This is a genomic window from Polyangium fumosum, assembly GCF_005144585.1.
Lineage (GTDB): Bacteria > Myxococcota_A > Polyangia > Polyangiales > Polyangiaceae > Polyangium > Polyangium fumosum.
Map to the genome: position 1 here is coordinate 23,507 of NZ_SSMQ01000023.1, position 16,557 is coordinate 40,063.

10 protein-coding genes are annotated in these 16,557 nt (G+C 67.9%); 7 read left to right on the top strand and 3 right to left on the bottom strand.

From position 1 onward, the window contains the following. The first annotated feature begins 250 nt into the window (after positions 1-250). Positions 251-580, top strand: coding sequence for a four helix bundle protein (locus E8A74_RS22215; RefSeq protein ID WP_136931061.1), 330 nt, complete (start codon positions 251-253; stop codon positions 578-580). An 867-nt stretch (positions 581-1,447) separates the two neighbouring features. Here E8A74_RS22215 and E8A74_RS22220 read toward each other — a convergent pair. Both E8A74_RS22220 and E8A74_RS52540 read right to left on the bottom strand, forming a co-directional pair. Then, a complete protein-coding gene (locus E8A74_RS22220; RefSeq protein WP_136930881.1) occupies positions 1,448-2,260 on the bottom strand; it encodes an ABC transporter permease in 813 nt (270 codons plus the stop codon). After that, on the bottom strand, positions 2,257-2,916 hold the full coding sequence (locus tag E8A74_RS52540) for an ABC transporter ATP-binding protein (protein WP_170229264.1): 660 nt from the start codon (positions 2,914-2,916) through the stop codon (positions 2,257-2,259). The genes E8A74_RS22220 and E8A74_RS52540 overlap by 4 nt, the downstream gene beginning before the upstream one ends. 473 nt (positions 2,917-3,389) lie before the next feature. Here E8A74_RS52540 and E8A74_RS22230 point away from each other — a divergent pair, with 473 nt between their 5' ends. After that, positions 3,390-8,819: an AAA family ATPase gene (locus E8A74_RS22230; protein WP_136930883.1), complete on the top strand. Its 5,430-nt coding sequence runs from the start codon at positions 3,390-3,392 to the stop codon at positions 8,817-8,819. Next, positions 8,819-9,196 (top strand): response regulator, encoded by a 378-nt coding sequence (locus E8A74_RS22235; RefSeq protein ID WP_136930902.1) that lies wholly within the window; start codon positions 8,819-8,821, stop codon positions 9,194-9,196. Before E8A74_RS22230 ends, E8A74_RS22235 begins: the two co-directional genes overlap by 1 nt. Positions 9,197-9,217: 21 nt before the next feature. Here the strand turns inward: E8A74_RS22235 and E8A74_RS22240 are convergent, their stop codons facing one another. Next, entirely contained in the window at positions 9,218-9,940 is a 723-nt protein-coding gene (locus tag E8A74_RS22240; RefSeq protein WP_136930884.1) for a class I SAM-dependent methyltransferase, read from the bottom strand. Positions 9,941-10,199: 259 nt separating this feature from the next. Between E8A74_RS22240 and E8A74_RS22245 the strand changes: the two genes are divergently transcribed. The 4 genes from E8A74_RS22245 to E8A74_RS22260 all read left to right on the top strand — a co-directional run bounded on the left by E8A74_RS22245 (position 10,200) and on the right by E8A74_RS22260 (position 16,524). Beyond that, a complete protein-coding gene (locus E8A74_RS22245) occupies positions 10,200-14,066 on the top strand; it encodes a serine/threonine-protein kinase (RefSeq protein WP_136930885.1) in 3,867 nt (1,288 codons plus the stop codon). 235 nt (positions 14,067-14,301) lie between these two features. Beyond that, the gene (locus E8A74_RS22250) at positions 14,302-14,616 is read left to right on the top strand and encodes a hypothetical protein (RefSeq protein WP_170229265.1); all 315 of its coding nucleotides are present in this window, start codon (positions 14,302-14,304) and stop codon (positions 14,614-14,616) included. A gap of 356 nt (positions 14,617-14,972) precedes the next feature. Beyond that, on the top strand, positions 14,973-15,401 hold the full coding sequence (locus E8A74_RS22255; protein WP_136930887.1) for a SpoIIAA family protein: 429 nt from the start codon (positions 14,973-14,975) through the stop codon (positions 15,399-15,401). Positions 15,402-15,420: 19 nt separating this feature from the next. Next, a complete protein-coding gene (locus E8A74_RS22260) occupies positions 15,421-16,524 on the top strand; it encodes a terpene synthase family protein (protein WP_136930888.1) in 1,104 nt (367 codons plus the stop codon). Positions 16,525-16,557: the final 33 nt, after the last annotated feature.

A 16,557-nucleotide genomic window follows, 5' to 3' on the forward strand; every position in this document is an offset into this window, starting at 1 on the left:
CGGGAGCGGGGGCGGGAGCGGGAGGGGGGGCGGGAGCGGGAGGGGGAGCGGCATTCAGAGATACCGCTCGGGGACGGCGAGCGTACCGTCGTGCTCGGCCTCTTCAAGGCCAAGCCGTCCTCGCCGTCCTCGCAGCACTGCGTGCTGCTCCGGGCGGCTCCGGGCGGTGCTGCGCAGCCTTGAAGAGGCCTGCGCGCGACGGTGTGGGACGGGGGCCCGGCGAGAGGGTCGTCGGGCGGAGGGTTTCGTCATGCTGAGGATTTACGAGGTCGTTTTGGTTATGGCTGGGGACGCGGCGGGGATCGCAGAGCAGATTGAACGGCGGGATTCCGATCTGGCTCGGCAACTGCGCAGGGCCATGCATAGCGTCGCCCTCAATGTCGCCGAAGGAGCCGGGAACACGGCGGGACATAAACGGCAGCGTTATCAAACAGCCCTCGGTTCCGCCCGGGAGGTGCTCGCCTGCATCCAGGTCGCACAGGCCATGCGCTACATCGGCACGGTCGATGCCCGCGTGCTCGATCGCATGGACCACGTCATCGCCACCCTGGGCCGCCTGGTCTACCGCCGCGCTTCGTAAGGAAAAGCCTCCCCTCGCCCCTCTCCCGGAACGCTGAGCATGGGTCTCCTCTGGGAAGCGCCCCGTCGGGGCGCTGCCCCGGACCCCGCGAGGGGCTGTCCGCCCCCTCGACCCCGGACCAGCGAGGCGCTGGACCCAGGGTTGAAAAACTGCGCGGTGCGCAGTTTTTCAAACAGTCCGACGAAGAAGCCGGGGGGACAGCAGTAGCCGCAGCGCGGCTGTCTTGGTGAGGAACGCCGCCGCCGGTCAAAGACCAATGGTGGTCTTGTCTACCAAAGGCCGCAGCGTTGACAGGTCGGCGGCCAACGCCTCGTCGCATGACGTCGTGGCGTGATGCGGTGGCCTCACGTTCCAAACAGCACGGCTCCGTCCCTCCACGTGATGGGGCCGTAGGTCTTCGGGCGATGAGCCTATGGTCTCCTGCATCGTGCCCATCTCTCGACGCCACGAGCCCGCCGCTCCTTCCATCGCCCCCGTTCCTCCAAGACACGGCCTCGTACCTCCGGAGGCTCGACCTCGTGTCTCCGGAGGCTCGACGTCGTCTCTTCGGACACATGCCCCCATCCCTCGCACACACGTCCCCGTCGCCTTTTGGCTCGGCCCCCAGGCTTGAAGACACGGCCTCATCGATGAACTGCGTATCGCGCAGCTCATCGAACCGACGCCAGCGAACCTCCCCATACTCTTGCCACCGGCCCCCTGGAAGGCCGCGCGCCTGTCTCGGTTGACAACGTCGCTGCCGGTCTTGACCGGGCCTGTTCGATGAACTGCGCATCGCGCAGTTCATCGACCCCGGGTCCAGCCCCTGGCTGGTCCGGGTCCAGGGGTGGACAACCCCTGGTCGGGGCCCGGGGTGAAACCCCGGCGCTACGCCCGCATGTCGCTCGCCGGCGCGCGCTTGGGCAGGCGAAGCTGGGCGTGCGGCGTGAAGAGCAGGCGCCTTCCGAATTCCCCTGCGAGCACCCCGGAGACCGCAGCCACGGCGACGAGCTGATACAGGATCACGATCTGGTAACGCACGGCCTGCTCGGGCGCCGTGCCGCTCACGATTTGACCCGTCATCATCCCCGGCAGCGCGACGAGCCCGACCGTGAGCAGGCTGTTGATGGTGGGGATCATCGCGGCGCGCACCGAGGCCCGCACGTGCCGGGCGAGCGCCTGCTCGGGCGTCGCCCCGAGCGCGAGGAGCTGCTCGATCTCGCCTGCATGTGCATGCGCAGCGGCGAAGATGCGCTCGAAGACCTGTGCCACGACGTTCATGGCGCTGGCGATCATCATCCCGCTGATGGGCACGAGATATCTCGCCTCGTACATCGGGTGCAGAGGCACGACGAAGATGAAGACCGGGGCCAGCGCCACCACGGAGCCGAGCACGATGGCCAAAAGCGCATAAGGAAACAGCGTGCGCGCCGAGGGCCCGTGCTCGACGCGCCGCGCGCTGGTCGCTGCGGCCACGCCGAGCATCCCCGAGATGGCCAGCGCCACCCATTCCGGCCGCTCATGCTTGAAGAGCAGGAGCAGCACGTGACCGATGGCGAGAAGTTGCACGGCCCCGCGCAGCGCGCCCCAAGCGAGGTCACGCTCGAGGTCGAGCCGCTTCCAGCGCGAGGCGAGGATCGCCAGCGCGACGAGCCCGAGCGTCACTACGAGCCGCGGCAGCGGGATCTCGAGGTAGCTCACGGCCCCTCCGCGACGGCCACGAGCTTCCCCGCCTGGAAGACGTAACGCCTCCCAGAGAGCGCCTCTGCGTGCGCCGCGATGTGCGTGACCATCACCACGCCGCGCCCTGCGGTCGCCATGCTGCGGACGAGCTCGATCACCTGCAGGGCCGTCTCTGGATCGAGCGCGGCCGTGGGCTCGTCGAGGAGCAGCACCTTCGGTTCGTTGGCGAGCGCGCGGGCCAGCGCGACGCGCTGGCGTTCTCCGCCCGAGAGCTCGTTTGCCCCGCGCGTGAGGAATGCTTCGTCGAGCCCCACGGCCCGCAAGAGCTCGATTTGCCGCTCGGGCGCGAGGGTCTCGCCGCGTAGCGCCGGCCCGGCAGCCACGTTGTCCGCGACGGTGCCAGGCAGCATCGGCGGCGCCTGGGGCAGATAGGCGATGCGGGTCCGAAAGCGGGTCGGAGGCAACGCGATCGCATCCACCCCGTCGAGCAGCACATGCCCGCTGTCGATCGGAATCAGCGTCGCCATCGCCCGAAGAAACGTGCTCTTCCCGCTGCCGGAGGGGCCCGCAATCGCGACCTTCTCGCCGTACGAGACCACGAGGCTGGCGCCGTCGACGAGGGTGCGTCCTTCGCGGATCACGCGGATGTCGCGGGCTTCGAGGGCAGAGGGCATGGGGCGTCCCGTCTGCTCGTCTAGCTTCGGGGATGGGCACGCGCCAGACGTGCGTCCTTGCGATGCGCCGGGCAGCCTCGGCCTCCCGGCGCGAAGCTCGCCCGTCTGGCGCGCCGTCGAATTCGAGGAAGCCGCGCGCGGAAGAAATCTTTGCCATCTCCGGACGACGACCGGCGACGGGGGAACGAGGCGCCTTACGAAAATGGGGCGCGTGGATGCGGTGCAATCGCTCGATTTTCCTATCCGCGGGCCCACGTTGACAGCGCGGAGGGACGTTTGTAGGCATGCGATATGGGGGAACTTCGGAGATACGACATTGCGGCCGATCTGCCCCGACCGTCGTACCTGCGGATCAGCACGCTCGCGCCGTGTCTTGTTCCGCTTCCCTGTCGACGCGTCGTTCCTGCTCGGAGGGTTGCATCCGCGAGGGCGCTGGCGCCTGCTCGGCATCGGGCCATGCAGAGGGCCTCCCCATGACGCACCTTTCGACCGAACCAGGAATGGTTCCGATCCAAGGGTATCGCGTCATCGCGAAGACCGGCGAGAGCGCAGGATCCGTCACGTACCGGGCCTACCGCGAGGCCGACGGCGTCGAGGTGGCGGTGAAGGTGCTGCATATCGACTCCGCACGGATGGCTGCCGACATCACGCGGTTCAAGCACGCCTACGGCATCATCAAGCGCATCGATTCGGAGAGGATCGTCAAGGTCCACGATGTCGAGGAGCACGAGGAGGGGCTCATGCTCATCACCGAGTCTTTCCCGGGCACCGCGCTGTCCGCGAAGCTCCCCGGCAAGCTCGACCTCCGCGCGTTCCTGGACGCCGCCGTCTCGATGGCCGAAGCCCTGGTCGACATCCACCGGTGTGGTGTCATCCACGGCGACGTGCGGCCTCCGAACATCCTGCTCGGCGCGGGAGGTCAGGTAAAACTCACGGGATTCGGCGTCGATTCCATCGTGACGCGTGAAAAAGAAGCGATCTACAGCCCCCGCGTCCTCTCGGAGGTGCTCCCCTACACATCCCCCGAGCAGACCGGCCGCATGAATCGCAGCGTCGACGACCGCACCGACATGTATTCGCTCGGGGTCGTCTTCTACGAGATGCTCGCCGGGCGAAAGCCATTCGAGGCGGCGGATCCGCTCGAACTGATGCACGCTCACATGGCCGTGAAGCCGGCTCCCCCCTCGGACATCCATTCCGAGGTGCCCGACGCGCTCTCGGCCATCACGATGAAGCTCCTCAGCAAGAACGCGGAAGACCGCTATCATGGCGCCGATGGGCTGAAGGCCGATCTGGAAGCGTGTCGATCACAATGGGAGCGCACCGGCAGGATCGGCCCCTTCCGCCCCGGCCAGTACGACAGGCGAGATCTCTTTCAGATCCACCAGAAGCTCTACGGCCGCGAAGGGGACATCCGAAAGCTCATCACGTCGTTCGACGACGTGCTCCAGGGCAAGCGCGCGATCGTCCTCGTTTCGGGCTATTCGGGCATCGGCAAATCGTCTCTCGTCCAGGAGATCCTGAAGCCGCTGGCGCGCGAGAAGGGCTACTACATCAGCGGGAAATACGACCAGCACAACCGCGACACGCCCTACAGCGCCATCGTCCAGGCGTTCGACGCGCTCATCAAGCAGCTCCTCTCTGAAAGCGAGGAGAGAATCACGACGTGGCGAGACGCCATCCGGAGCGCCCTCGGGAGCAACGGTCAGGTGCTCTGCGACGTCCTCCCTTTCCTGAAGCACATCATCGGCGAGCAGCCGCCCATCCCTGCGCTCGGACCGATCGAGGCACAGAATCGATTCAATTTCTACTTCCAAACATTCGTCTCGGTGTTTGCCAGCCACGCCCACCCGCTGGCCATGTTCCTCGACGACCTGCAATGGGTGGATTCGGCCAGCCTCAGCCTGATCACGGCCCTCCTCGCGAACGAGGACATGAAATCACTCTTCTTTTGTGGTGCGTATCGCGACAACGAAGTGAGCCCGACACATCCCTTCCTCGTCGCGCTGAAGGCGCTTCAAAAGGGCGGACTCGGCGTGGTGAACATCGTCCTCGAGCCCCTCCGGCGGGTCCACCTGATCGCGCTCATCAACGACAGCCTCCAGGTCACCGACGGAGCTCCGCTCGCGAGCGCGGTTCTGAAAAAGACCAGGGGCAACCCGTTCTTCGTCAAGCAGTTCATGAGGCACCTTTACGAGACGAAGGTGCTCGTCTTCGATCCCAAGGCGGGTTGGGGCTGGGACCTGCCGCAAATCGCGCGGCTCGGGTGCACCGACAACGTCCTCAGCCTCATGGTGGAGACCCTCCGGCGCCTGTCGCAGGCGACGCAGGAGGTGCTGCGGCTGGCCTCGGCGATCGGCAACATGTTCGCGCTGGACGTGCTGAACACCGTCAGCGAGCGCCCTCCCGAGGAGACGTACGGGAGCCTCGACAAAGCCCTCGGGGAAGGGTTGATCGTGAGCGCCGACCAGCAGTACCGCTTCGCGCACGACAAGATCCAGGAGGCTGCGTACTCGCTGATTCCCGAGGGAGACCGACCGGCGTTCCACGACCGGATCGCAAAGCTCCTGCTCGGCAAGCTGGACCTCGCCGAGGGGCGCAACCTGTTCGACATCGTCAATCACTTGAACAGCGCGGGCGACCTGATCCGGGCCCCGCACGAGCGCATGCAATCGGCCAGGCTCAACCTCGAGGCTGCGGGGCGAGCCGAGGAGTCGGCGGCCTTCACCGCGGCGTTGAAGTACCTGGAGCATGGCATGGCCATGTTGCCCGAGGACGCGTGGACCTCCGCGTACGAGCTGACGTTCGTCTATCACACGAAAAAAGGATTGATGGAGTCGCTCTGCGGGCGGCACGACGACGCGCTCGCGACCCTCGCGGGCTGCATCGATCATGCGAGGGGACGCCTCCACAAGACCGAAGTGCGGCGCCTGAAAATGAACGTGCAGATCCTCGAAAACGATCTGCCTGCTGCCCTGGAAGAGGGGCTCGCGGCCCTGCGGGCCTTCGACATCCATTTGCCGCCCTACCCCGATGACGACATGCTCACCGCCGAGTTCGAACGGACGATCGCCATGATCGGGGACCGCCCGATTGCATCGCTCGTCGACCTGCCCGCGCTGAACGATCCCGAGATCGCCGTCCTGCAGGATGTCCTGCAAGAGATGTTTTCGCCTACCTATCAGCTCGGGACGAACAATTTCGAGATCACGGTGATGCGGATGCTACAGAATTCGATCGAGCATGGTGTCTCGAAGAATTCGATCTACGCGTACGTGAATTTCGGGACGGTCCTGTGCGCCAGGCACGAGATCGAGAAGGGATATGCGTTCGGGCGGGCGGCGGTCCGCCTCAACGAGATCCATCCGGACAAGAAGTCCGAATCCATGCTGTGCAACATGTGGGGAGCGTGGGTCCAGCACTGGAAGGACACCTACGAGGAATCGAAGGCTTCCTTGCGCAAGGGCATCCACGCCGGCATCGAGACCGGGCAATACATCTGGGCCTTTTACAACACGTGCAACGCGACCGTGAACAGCCTGCTTCGCGGGGCACACCTGCGCGACATCCTCGAGGAGGCGAAGCAGTATCTGCCGCTGTGCAAGCTCGACAAATTCAATGCGATCACGTGGATGGTCGGGGCCGTCGCGCAGGTCGCCGAAAAGCTCTGCGCGACTTCCGAGGGCGAACGGACGCACGCGGCGTGGGCGGACATCGACGCCGTCGCCGAGGAGGCCCGCAGGATCAACAACCAGGCGTCCCTTTACTTCTTGAACATCTTCGGGGTCCTCGCCGGCGTCTTTCAGGGCGCGTACGAGGAGGTGGCGCAGCGATGGGGCTCGACCGACCCGGAGAGCCTGGGAATGCTCGCGGCATGGCACGCGAGCCCCTGCTATTCTTTTTATGGCGCGCTTTCGTTCTCGCGGGCCGCCGACGCTGCCGCCCCAGCGCTCAGGGAAACGTACCTCGCGAGGCTCAGGGAAGGCGCGCACAAGGTGGAGTCCTGGGCGCAGCTCGGCCCGGCGAGCTTCCGCCACCGCAGCCTGATCCTGCAGGCAGAGCTCGCCCGGGTGGAGGGGCGCGAATGCGCGGGCACCCTGTACGATCGCGGGATCGCCGCCGCGCGGGAGGGGCGATTCCTGCATGACGCGGCGCTGGCCAGCGAGCTCTGCGCCCGCCATTACATCGATCTCGGCAGGGAGTTTTTGGCGTGCGCCTACATGACCGAGGCGCATCGCCTCTACGCTCGGTGGGGCGCCTTTCGGGTCACGAAGCGCCTGGAGAGAGACTTCCCGCACCTCCTCCCGCGCGAGGCGACGCGCCGGCAGCAGGATCGGGGCGCGCCCGGGCCTCCCGCCTTGTTCGACGCCTCGCGCGCGGAGCTCGAGTTCGCCACCGTGCTCAAAGCCTCGCAGGCCGTCTCCGGGGAGCTCGTCCTCGACCGGCTCATCGAGACGCTGCTGTCGATAGCGGTCGAGCACGCGGGCGCCGAGCGGGGCCTCTTGATCCGCCCCCATGGCGCCGAATGCGACATCGAGGCCGAGGTCGTCACCGTGCGCGACCGGGTCGAGGTCACCCTGCGCGAGGCGCCCATCACCCCGGCCGATCTTCCCACGGCCATTCTGCACTACGTGATTCGCACGCGGGAGACCGTGATTCTCGACGACGCGGCCGCGCCCAACCTGTTCTCGGAGGACGCCTACGTGCGCGAGCGGCGCCCCCGCTCCGTGCTTTGCCTCGCCCTCGTGAAGCAAGGCACGCTGGTGGGCATGCTTTATCTGGAGAACAACCTGACCCCGCGTGTCTTCACCGCCGACCGGATCGCGATGCTGGAGCTTTTGGCCTCCCAGGCCGCCATTTCTCTGGAGAATGCGCGCCTCTATACCCAGCTCCAGCAAGAAAACAGCGAGCGAAAGCGGGCAGAGCTTTTGCTGCGGGAAAGGGAAGCGCGGATCCGACGCCTGGTGAACGCCAACATCATCGGGATCAATTTTTGGGACCTGGATGGCAGGATCACGGACGCGAACGATGCATTCCTGCGCTTCATCGGCTATAGCCGGGAGGATCTGGTCTCGGGAAACCTCGACTGGATGAAGATCACGCCTCCGGAGCATCACGCCGTCGACGAGCGGGCGCGGGCGCAAGTGCGTTTGACGGGCCAGTTCGGTCCTTTCGAGAAAGAATTTTTCCGGAAGGACGGCAACCGCATCCCGGTGCTGCTCGGCGTTGCACGATTCGAGGGGTCGGAGAGCGAGGGGGTGGCGTTCGTCCTCGACTTGACCGAGCGCAAGCAGGCGGAGGAGCTCCAGAAGCTCTTGCTGAACGAGCTGAACCATCGGGTGAAGAACACGCTGGTGATCGTACAGGCAATCGCCGCGCAGACGCTGCGCATGGCGGATTCGCCCAAGGCCTTCACGGAAGCCTTCATGGCCCGGCTGCTGGCCCTGTCCCAGACGCACAACCTCTTGAACCAGACCTCCTGGCAGAGCGCCAGCCTCCGCGATATCGTATGCGCCGAGCTGGCGCCGCACGCCAATGGCGACGCCGGCCGCTTCAGCCTGGCCGGTCAGGATGTGCGCCTCCGTCCGGAGGCAGCGGTGACGCTCGGCATGGTCTTCCACGAATTATCGACCAACGCGGCCAAGTACGGAGCGTTATCGCTGCCGTCCGGTCACGTCCAGGTCACGTGGAACGTGAACACCTGCGCGGCCGAACGGCGGCTCCACCTGGAATGGCAGGAGATGCACGGGCCGCCGGTGCGGGTGCCGCGCCGCAAGGGATTCGGCTCGCGCCTGATCGAACGTGACCTCGGGCGCCAGCTCGAAAGCGAAGTGCACCTCGAATTCCTGCCCGAGGGCGTGCGTTGCGTGATGGACCTGCCCTTGGAGCGCGTGGCCGCATGATGACCGTGGATCCCAAGAATGCGGGCGTGCTGCAGGGACTCCGTGTCCTCATCGTCGAGGATGAAGCCTTGATTGCCTCGTTCCTCGAAGACGCGCTGACCGACCTCGGCTGCGAGGTGATCGGCCCGGCCTCGAACATGAAGGACGCGCTTCGGTTGGCCCGCGAGGCGGTGATCGATGGGGCGGGACTGGACATCAACATCGCCGGCGAGAAGGTCTATGCCGTGGCCGACATCCTCGCCGAGCGGGGTCTCCCGTTCGTCTTCATGACGGGATATGGGAAAGCAGGGCTGCGCGAGTCCGATCGCGGCCGGCCCGTGCTGCAGAAGCCCTACAATCTCGATCGGCTGGTGGAGATCATGACGCAGTGGCGATAGCCGCGGGGCGCGCGGCGTCGTTCACGCACCGATCGAGGATGGCTCGTAGCGCGTCACCCAGACGCGGAACTGAAGCTCGCCGAAGATGAAACGGGGCGCCGTGAAGCCTGCCTGGGCCAGGAGCGCGAAGACCTCGGCATCCGAGGCCGGGATCCGCAGCGATGCCATTGCCTTCCGTCGGTGCTCCACCACCTCGGGCGGCTTGCCATTCAATACGATCCGCTGCTCCTCGACGGCCCTGAGCAGCGGCTCATCTCCAACCCGACAACCGATCACGAAGTGCGCCCCCGGCGCGAGCCGCCCGGCGATCTCCCGCAGGAGCGCGATACGCGCATCGTCATCCGGAAGATGATGCAGGACGCCGATCATCTGCGCGCCGTCGAACAAGGGCCCGCGCGGGAGATCACGGAGCTCGCAGGCATGCAGGCTCGTCCGTTCGAGCAGGCCTGCCGCCTCGAGCTTCTCCCTGGCAATGGCGAGCATCTCCGGCGAGGGATCGACGCCCGTGAATTGAAAGGCGGATCCTGCGTAGCGCGCGAACGGCTTCACCTCGCTCCCGGTCCCGATGCCGACCATCAAAAGCGACGCGGCCTTCTGGTCCGCGAGCGCCGCGACGAGCACCTCCGCGGCGACCTGGTGCATGGCCTCGTAGCCCACGATCGAGAGGCGCACCTGGCTGTCGTACTGCAATGCACGCTCGCGCTCGAAGATCACCGCATGTTTTCCGTGCTCGTCCGTTTTCATCACGCGCTCTCCTTGGACCGACGGTCATCGGACCGCCGGCAAGCAAGACGTAGCCCTCTCCGCCAAAGCACGACAGGGCGGGGCTTTTGATCCAATCGGCGGATCTTTCGAAGCCGGCCCACACGCACGATCCTCGCGCCCTGTCAAGGCAAACTCCATTTCGGACGCGGCGCGCGCGGGTCCTCGGTCACCTTCACACGCGCGCAACGCGCCTCTGCTTGGCTCCCGGAGGCTCCCGGGTCAGAATCCTGGTTCGCGCATGCGCCCTGGGGACATCATCGGTGAGCGCTTCCGTGTCGAGCGCCTGGCCGGCGTGGGCGGCATGGGGGAAGTGTATCGCGCCGAGGATCTCCAGACCGGACACGTCGTCGCCGTGAAGCTCCTCCGCGCGTCGGAGCTCTCGAACAGCGAACGGCTCGCGCAAGAAGCCCGCGTGCTCGAGGCGCTCGGCCACCCGCACATCGTGCGCTACGTCGATCACGGCGTCGCCCCCACGGGCGCCCCCTGGCTCGCCATGGAGTGGCTCGAAGGCGAGAGCCTCGCCGCGCGCCTCGGCCGACAAGGCCTGCGCCTCGAAGAGTGCATCACGCTCGCCGTGCGCGTCGCCGACGCCCTCGCCACAGCCCACGCGCGCGGCGTCGTCCACCGCGACATCAAACCCAGCAACCTCTTCCTCGAACGCGGCGAGATCGAGCGCGTAAAAGTGCTCGACTTCGGCGTCGCGCGGGATCGAGGTCGCGGTCGCTTGACCCTCACCGGCACGATCGTGGGCACGCCGGGCTACATGGCGCCCGAGCAAGCGCGCGCCGACAAGGCCGGCGTCGACGCGCGCGCGGATGTCTTTTCCCTCGGCGCCGTGCTCTTCGAGTGCCTCACCGGGCAGCCCGCCTTCGACGGCGAGCACGCGTTCGCGATCCTCGCGAGCCTCTTGCTCGCCGAGGCCCCGCGCGTGCGCGACCTGCGCCCCGACGTGCCTCAGGCCCTCGACGATCTCGTGTCCAGCATGCTCTCGAAGGACGTGGCGAGCCGGCCCTCCGACGCAGGCGCCGCCCTGCGCGCGCTCGTCGCGCTCGGCCCCGTCGAGGGCAACGCCACGCCCGTGCAAACAGCCTCCGCAGAGGTCATCACCGACAGCGAACGGCAACTGCTCAGCATCGTCGCCGCGCTGCCGCCCTCGCTCCCCGACGGCAAGGAGGCGCCGTCGCGGTTCTTGCCGCGGGATCGGATCGCGGCCATCGAGCAGGAGATCGCGAAGCTCGGCGCCCGCGTGGAGGAGATCGACGGCGGCGCGCTGCTCCTCGGCCTCGTCGGTCGCGGCAACCCCACCGATCAGGCCGCACGCGCAGCCCGCGCCGCGCTCCGCCTGCGCGCCCTCGCCCCCGAGGCCCGCATCGTGCTCGTCACGGGGCGCGAGGAGACCTCGCACGGGCTCGCGCTCGGCTCGATCTCGAAGCGCGCCGCCGCCCTGCTGGATCTCGGCGAAGAGGCGGGCGCCGTGCGGATCGACGCCTCGACACAAGCCCTGCTCGACGTGCGCTTCGACGTGAGCGCAGGCGCCGACGGGATCTTCCTGCGCGGCGAGCGCGAGGTCGGTTCGGGCACGCGCACGCTGCTCGGCAAGCCGAGCCCGTACCTCGGCCGCGAGCGTGAGCTCCGCAGCGTGCGCGACTTCCTCGAAGAAGGCCTCGACGAAGGCAAGCCGCGCGTCGCCGTCGTGCTCGGCCTGCCCGGCATGGGCAAGTCACGCCTGCGGCACGAGCTCGTCGAGCAGCTCCGCCGCGGCGCCGTGGAGCCCGCAATCGCCATCGGCCGCGGCGATCCGATCGGCGCGGGATCGGCCTTCTCCATCCTCGGCTCCGCCATCCGCACGATGGCCCAGATCGGCATCGGCGAGCCCGTCGCCTCGCGCAGGCTCAAGCTCGAAGCGCTCGTCGCGACCTACGTCGAAGGCGACGATCGCGCCCGCGTCACGGCGTTCCTCGGCGAGATGGTCGGCGCGCCCGCGGGCGACGAGCGCCCCGACCTCCGCGCCGCGCGCCAGAACGCCACGCTCATGGCCGATCGCATCCGCGAGGCGTGGATCGACTTCGTCGAGGCGCTCTCGGTCGTGCGCCCGCTCGTGGTCGTCCTCGAGGATCTGCACTGGGGCGACCGCGCATCGATCAAGCTCGTCGACGCGGCCCTCGCGGTGCAGGGCGAGCGCCGCTTCGCCGTGCTCGCGCTCGCCCGGCCGGAGCTGCACGATCTCTTCCCGAAGATCTGGGCCGATCGGGAGCTGCTCGAAGTGCGCCTCGGCGAGCTCGGGCGCCGCGCGGCCGAGCGGCTCGTCCAGCATTTCTTGGGTGAAGTCATGTGCGAGGAGGAGATCCAGCGCCTCGTCGATCGCGCCGCGGGCAACGCCTTCTACCTCGAAGAGCTCATCCGCGCCGTGGCCGAGGGCCGCGGCCGTGATCTGCCCGAGACTGTGCTCGGCATGGTCGAGGCGCGCCTCCTCTCGCTCGAACCCGAGGCGCGGCGCGTCCTGCGCGCGGCGAGCGTCTTCGGCCAGTCGTTCTGGTGGGGCGGCGTCGCCGCGCTCATCGGCGACGCGTCCTTGCCGAACGGTCGCGTCGGTCTGCTCGATCGCCTCTGCGAGCGCGAGCTCATCGTGCGCCGCCGCGAGACCCGCTTCCTCGGCGAGGAGGAGTATGCCTTCCGCCATGCGCTCGTACGCGAGGGTTCGTACGCGATGCTCACCGAGCGTGATCGCCGACGCGGACATGCGCTCGCGGCCGAGTGGCTGCTCGCGTCGGGCGAGACGGACCCGACGATCCTGGCCGATCACTTCGAAAGCTCGGGCGACATGGAGCGCTCGGCCGAGTTCTTCGCGGCCGCGGCCGAACTCGCGCTCTCGGCCGGTGATTTCTCCGCGGCCGTGAGCTTCACGGATCGGGGCCTCGTGGCGAACCCACGCGCGGACATCGTGGCCCAGCTCCGCGCGATCCGCGCCGACGCGTGGAACTGGACGAGCTCCTCCGCGAAGGCCTACGAGGCGGCCATGGAGGCGCTCGAGAGCGCGCGCTCGGGCAGCAAGGAGTACGGCCGCGCGCTCGGCGCCGCCCTGGGCAGCGCCTTGCTCCTGCGCAAGAAAGACGCCCTCGACGCCCTCATGGGCGAGCTCTACCGCATCGAGCCCGCCGAAGACGCCATCCCCGCGCTCTCGTTCGCCTACAGCTCTGCGATCATCTCGCAGCTCGTCATGGGTGAACGCGCCATGGCCGAGCGTTTCCTGCGCCGCATGGAGCAGGTCGTCGGCCCTCTCCTCGCCCGTGATCCGTCCGTCGCCGGCCGCTTCGGCTACGCCCGCGGCTACTGGCATAGGTACGCCGAGCAGGATCCGTACACGGCGCTCGGCATCGAGCGCGAGGCCATCGCGAACTTCATGGTCTCGGGCGATCGACGGTTCCTGCCGCTGCTCCGCGCCCATGTGGGCCTCGACCTCGTGCTGCTCGGCGCGTACGACGAGGCCGAACGCGAGTTCGAGCTCGCCCTCGCGATCGCGTCGGCCGACAGCGTCTCCGCGCTCCTCGCCGGCTGCTTCCGCGCCGGGCTCCTCGTCGAGCGCGGCGCGCTGGACGAGGCCATCACGCTCGGCACCACCGTCGCGGACGAGGCCGCCACGCATAGCGAGGGAGTGATCAGCGTGAGCGTGCAGTACTTCATCCTCGAAGCGCATCTGCGTCGTGGCGACCTCGACGCGGCTCGGCGCCTCCTCACGGCCGTCGCGCCGCTCGTCGAGCTCCTCCCGCTCGGGCGGATATGGGCGCTCGCGGGCCACGCAGCGCTCGAGCTCGCCGAGGGCCGTCCCGCGAGCGCCGTCGAGCTCACCGAGAGCGCGCTCGCACAGACGGCCGAGATCGGCATGCGGCACACGAGCGCCCACGCGCGCATCGTCCTCACGCGCGCCGAAGCCCTTTGGGCCGTCGACAAGCACGGCGAGGCCCGCGCCACGATCGAAGACGCCCGCGCGGATCTCCTCGCCCGCGCTGCGCGCATCGCGGATCCGGCCTACGCCCGGACCTTCCTCGAGGCGGTCCCGCTGCACATGCGGATCCTCGACCTCTGGAAGGCGTGGAGCGGCGTCTAGAACCGGCCCTCGCATTGCCTCTGCGCCCGCGCCCGGTACGCTCCATCGTATGCGCCGAAACTTCGCTCCCCTTATCCTTGCTTGTTTCTTCGTCTCCTTCACCACCTCGTCCGCACACGCGGACGAACCCCCGGGCTGGGTGCCCCGCGACGAACCTGAAGCCCTCCCGCCACCTCCTCCCGCGCCGCCGCCCCCGCGCCCGGGACCCACGACCTACACGATCGAACAGCGGGAGTTGTCCGAGACCCCGACGAAAATGGCGAGCCCGACGGCGTTCTACGTCGGCACGATCCTCGCCGGCGCGGGGCTGCTCGGCGTCGTCACGGGGCTCGTGATCCGGGCGGATCTCCCGCAAACCGAATGCACCGACTGTCCCGCGGCGGAGAAGCGCTCGGCGTCGCTCGGCCTGATCCTCGGCGGCGGCCTCGGCATGTTGATTGGCATCCCCATCGCCGTGGTCGGTGGGCGAACGATCTCGGAGCAACCGTCGTGGGCGCGCCCGCAGGTATTCGTCTCTCCGCGCGGCGGCGCGCTTCAGTGGACGTTCTGAACGTCGCGTCACCCTCCGATTGACGAATTCGTCCCCGTCCGCCGAGCCTTGGAATGCGGCGCGCACCCGGGACGTCGCGCCTCCCAAAACGAGCCCGAATTGCTCGAAATGGCCCGCCTCTCCGGGACGTCGCCGCTGGATGCGGTGTGCATGCCGTACCCACGCCGCACGACGGAATCCTGCTCGCATGCAATGCATGCACGGCTGCAATCTGGCTCGCGCGAATTTCCCGACCGTCTGTGGATTCCCTGGTGTCTTGATCGACCAAGCTGCCCGGGCATGACGCGTGCACCCCTGGGGGTGGGCGACCTAGGCGCTTGGCCTTGTTGTGGAAAGGCTCTCACGTGCTTCTAGCCATGCAGGAACAAGGAATTCGATACGACTTTGGTTCGAGCCGGATGTGCTTCGAGCCGCCGAACACCTGCTTCGTGACGTATGTCGGCGACCTCGACGCCGACATCGTCGCGCGGATGAACGCGGCGCTCGAAGAGACCATGCGGCGGCACGAGCCCGTCGACTTGCTCGTGGATCTGTCTCGTACGGGACAGGTGACGGAGCTCGTCCGGCGCCACGCCGTGGGCGGCATGCTGGCCCTGAACCCGCGCGCCACCGCCGTGTTCGGCGCCGATTTTCACCTCCGCGTGGTCGTGTCGATGATCACGAAGGCGATTCGATTGCTCCACGTGGATCTGCGCGGGCAGATCAAGTTCTTCGACCGCGAAGCGGACGCGCGCGCCTGGCTCGCCGAGGTCAAACGGAAAGAGAGATTGCAGCGCAGCGCTTGAGCGCTTTGGGGGGGCGATCATGCTTGCAGCCAAGGAACGGCCCGACGAGACCATCACGGTTTGTCCTGCCAGGGAAATCACGGCGCCTCACGCGCCGGACCTCGCGCTCGGGATCCCGCGCCACTGGTGGCCCGATCCGCTCGTGAACGTGCACGCGGCGCGGATCGAAGAAGAGACGCTCGCGTGGTTCCGCGAGCTCGGCTTCGGCGAGCGCTCGATCTGGATCGTCCGCACCTTCGCGCCGGCCGACTATGCGGGCATGCCCTTCCCGCTCGCGGCCCCGCGCGAGCTCTTGCTCCTCGCCAAATACCTCTCGCTCTGGCTGCTTTGGGACGACGTCGACGTCGAGGGCCGCGAGCGCACCTTCCCCTTCTGCGGCCCGGCCGTCCTCGAGCCCAGCGCCTCCGGCGTCACCACCCTCTTCGGCGCCACGTGGTCGGCCCTGCTCCGCGAGCTCGCCACGACCATGAGCCCCGCCTGGATGGCGACCCTCTGCGAGGCCATGGACACCTGGAGCACGGCCGCGCTCAAGGAAGCGCGCACCTCGAAGCAGCGCCGCGCGGGGCTCGCCCACATCTCGTACGAAGAGGCGCTCCGCTCGCGCATCGACACCATCGGAATGGCCGCGACGGGCTACCTCCTCGAATACGCGCGGGGCATCGAGCTCCCGCCGGACTTCCACGCCCACGAGACCGCGCTCGCCTTGAAGACCCTCTCCGGCAAGATCGTCGGCTTCGGCAACGACATCTGGAGCCTCGGCAAGGACTGGGCCTCGGGCTACGTCAACGTCATCCTCGCGCTCCGCGAGGAGCAAGGGCTCACCATGCTCGAGGCCGTGCGGCGCATCATCCGCGACCACGACGAGGCCATCGCCGAGTTCGACCGCCTCGCCCGCGCGCTCCCGAGCTTCGGCGCGGCGTGGGACACGCACATCGCGACCTGGGTGCAGGACCTCCGGCACGCGTCCCTCGGCTTCACGCTTTGGGAGTCGCGCGCCCCGCGGTACGCGGCGTTCAAGATGCTCGTGAATGGCACTCCGATCGATCCTTCCTTCATCGTGCCCACGTCGCTCGCCCCGCGCGCCGCCGCCGCGACGGCGTCCGCGTATGCTCCCCACGCTTGACACCGCCTCGCGGCTGGCATCACGTGCGCCGCG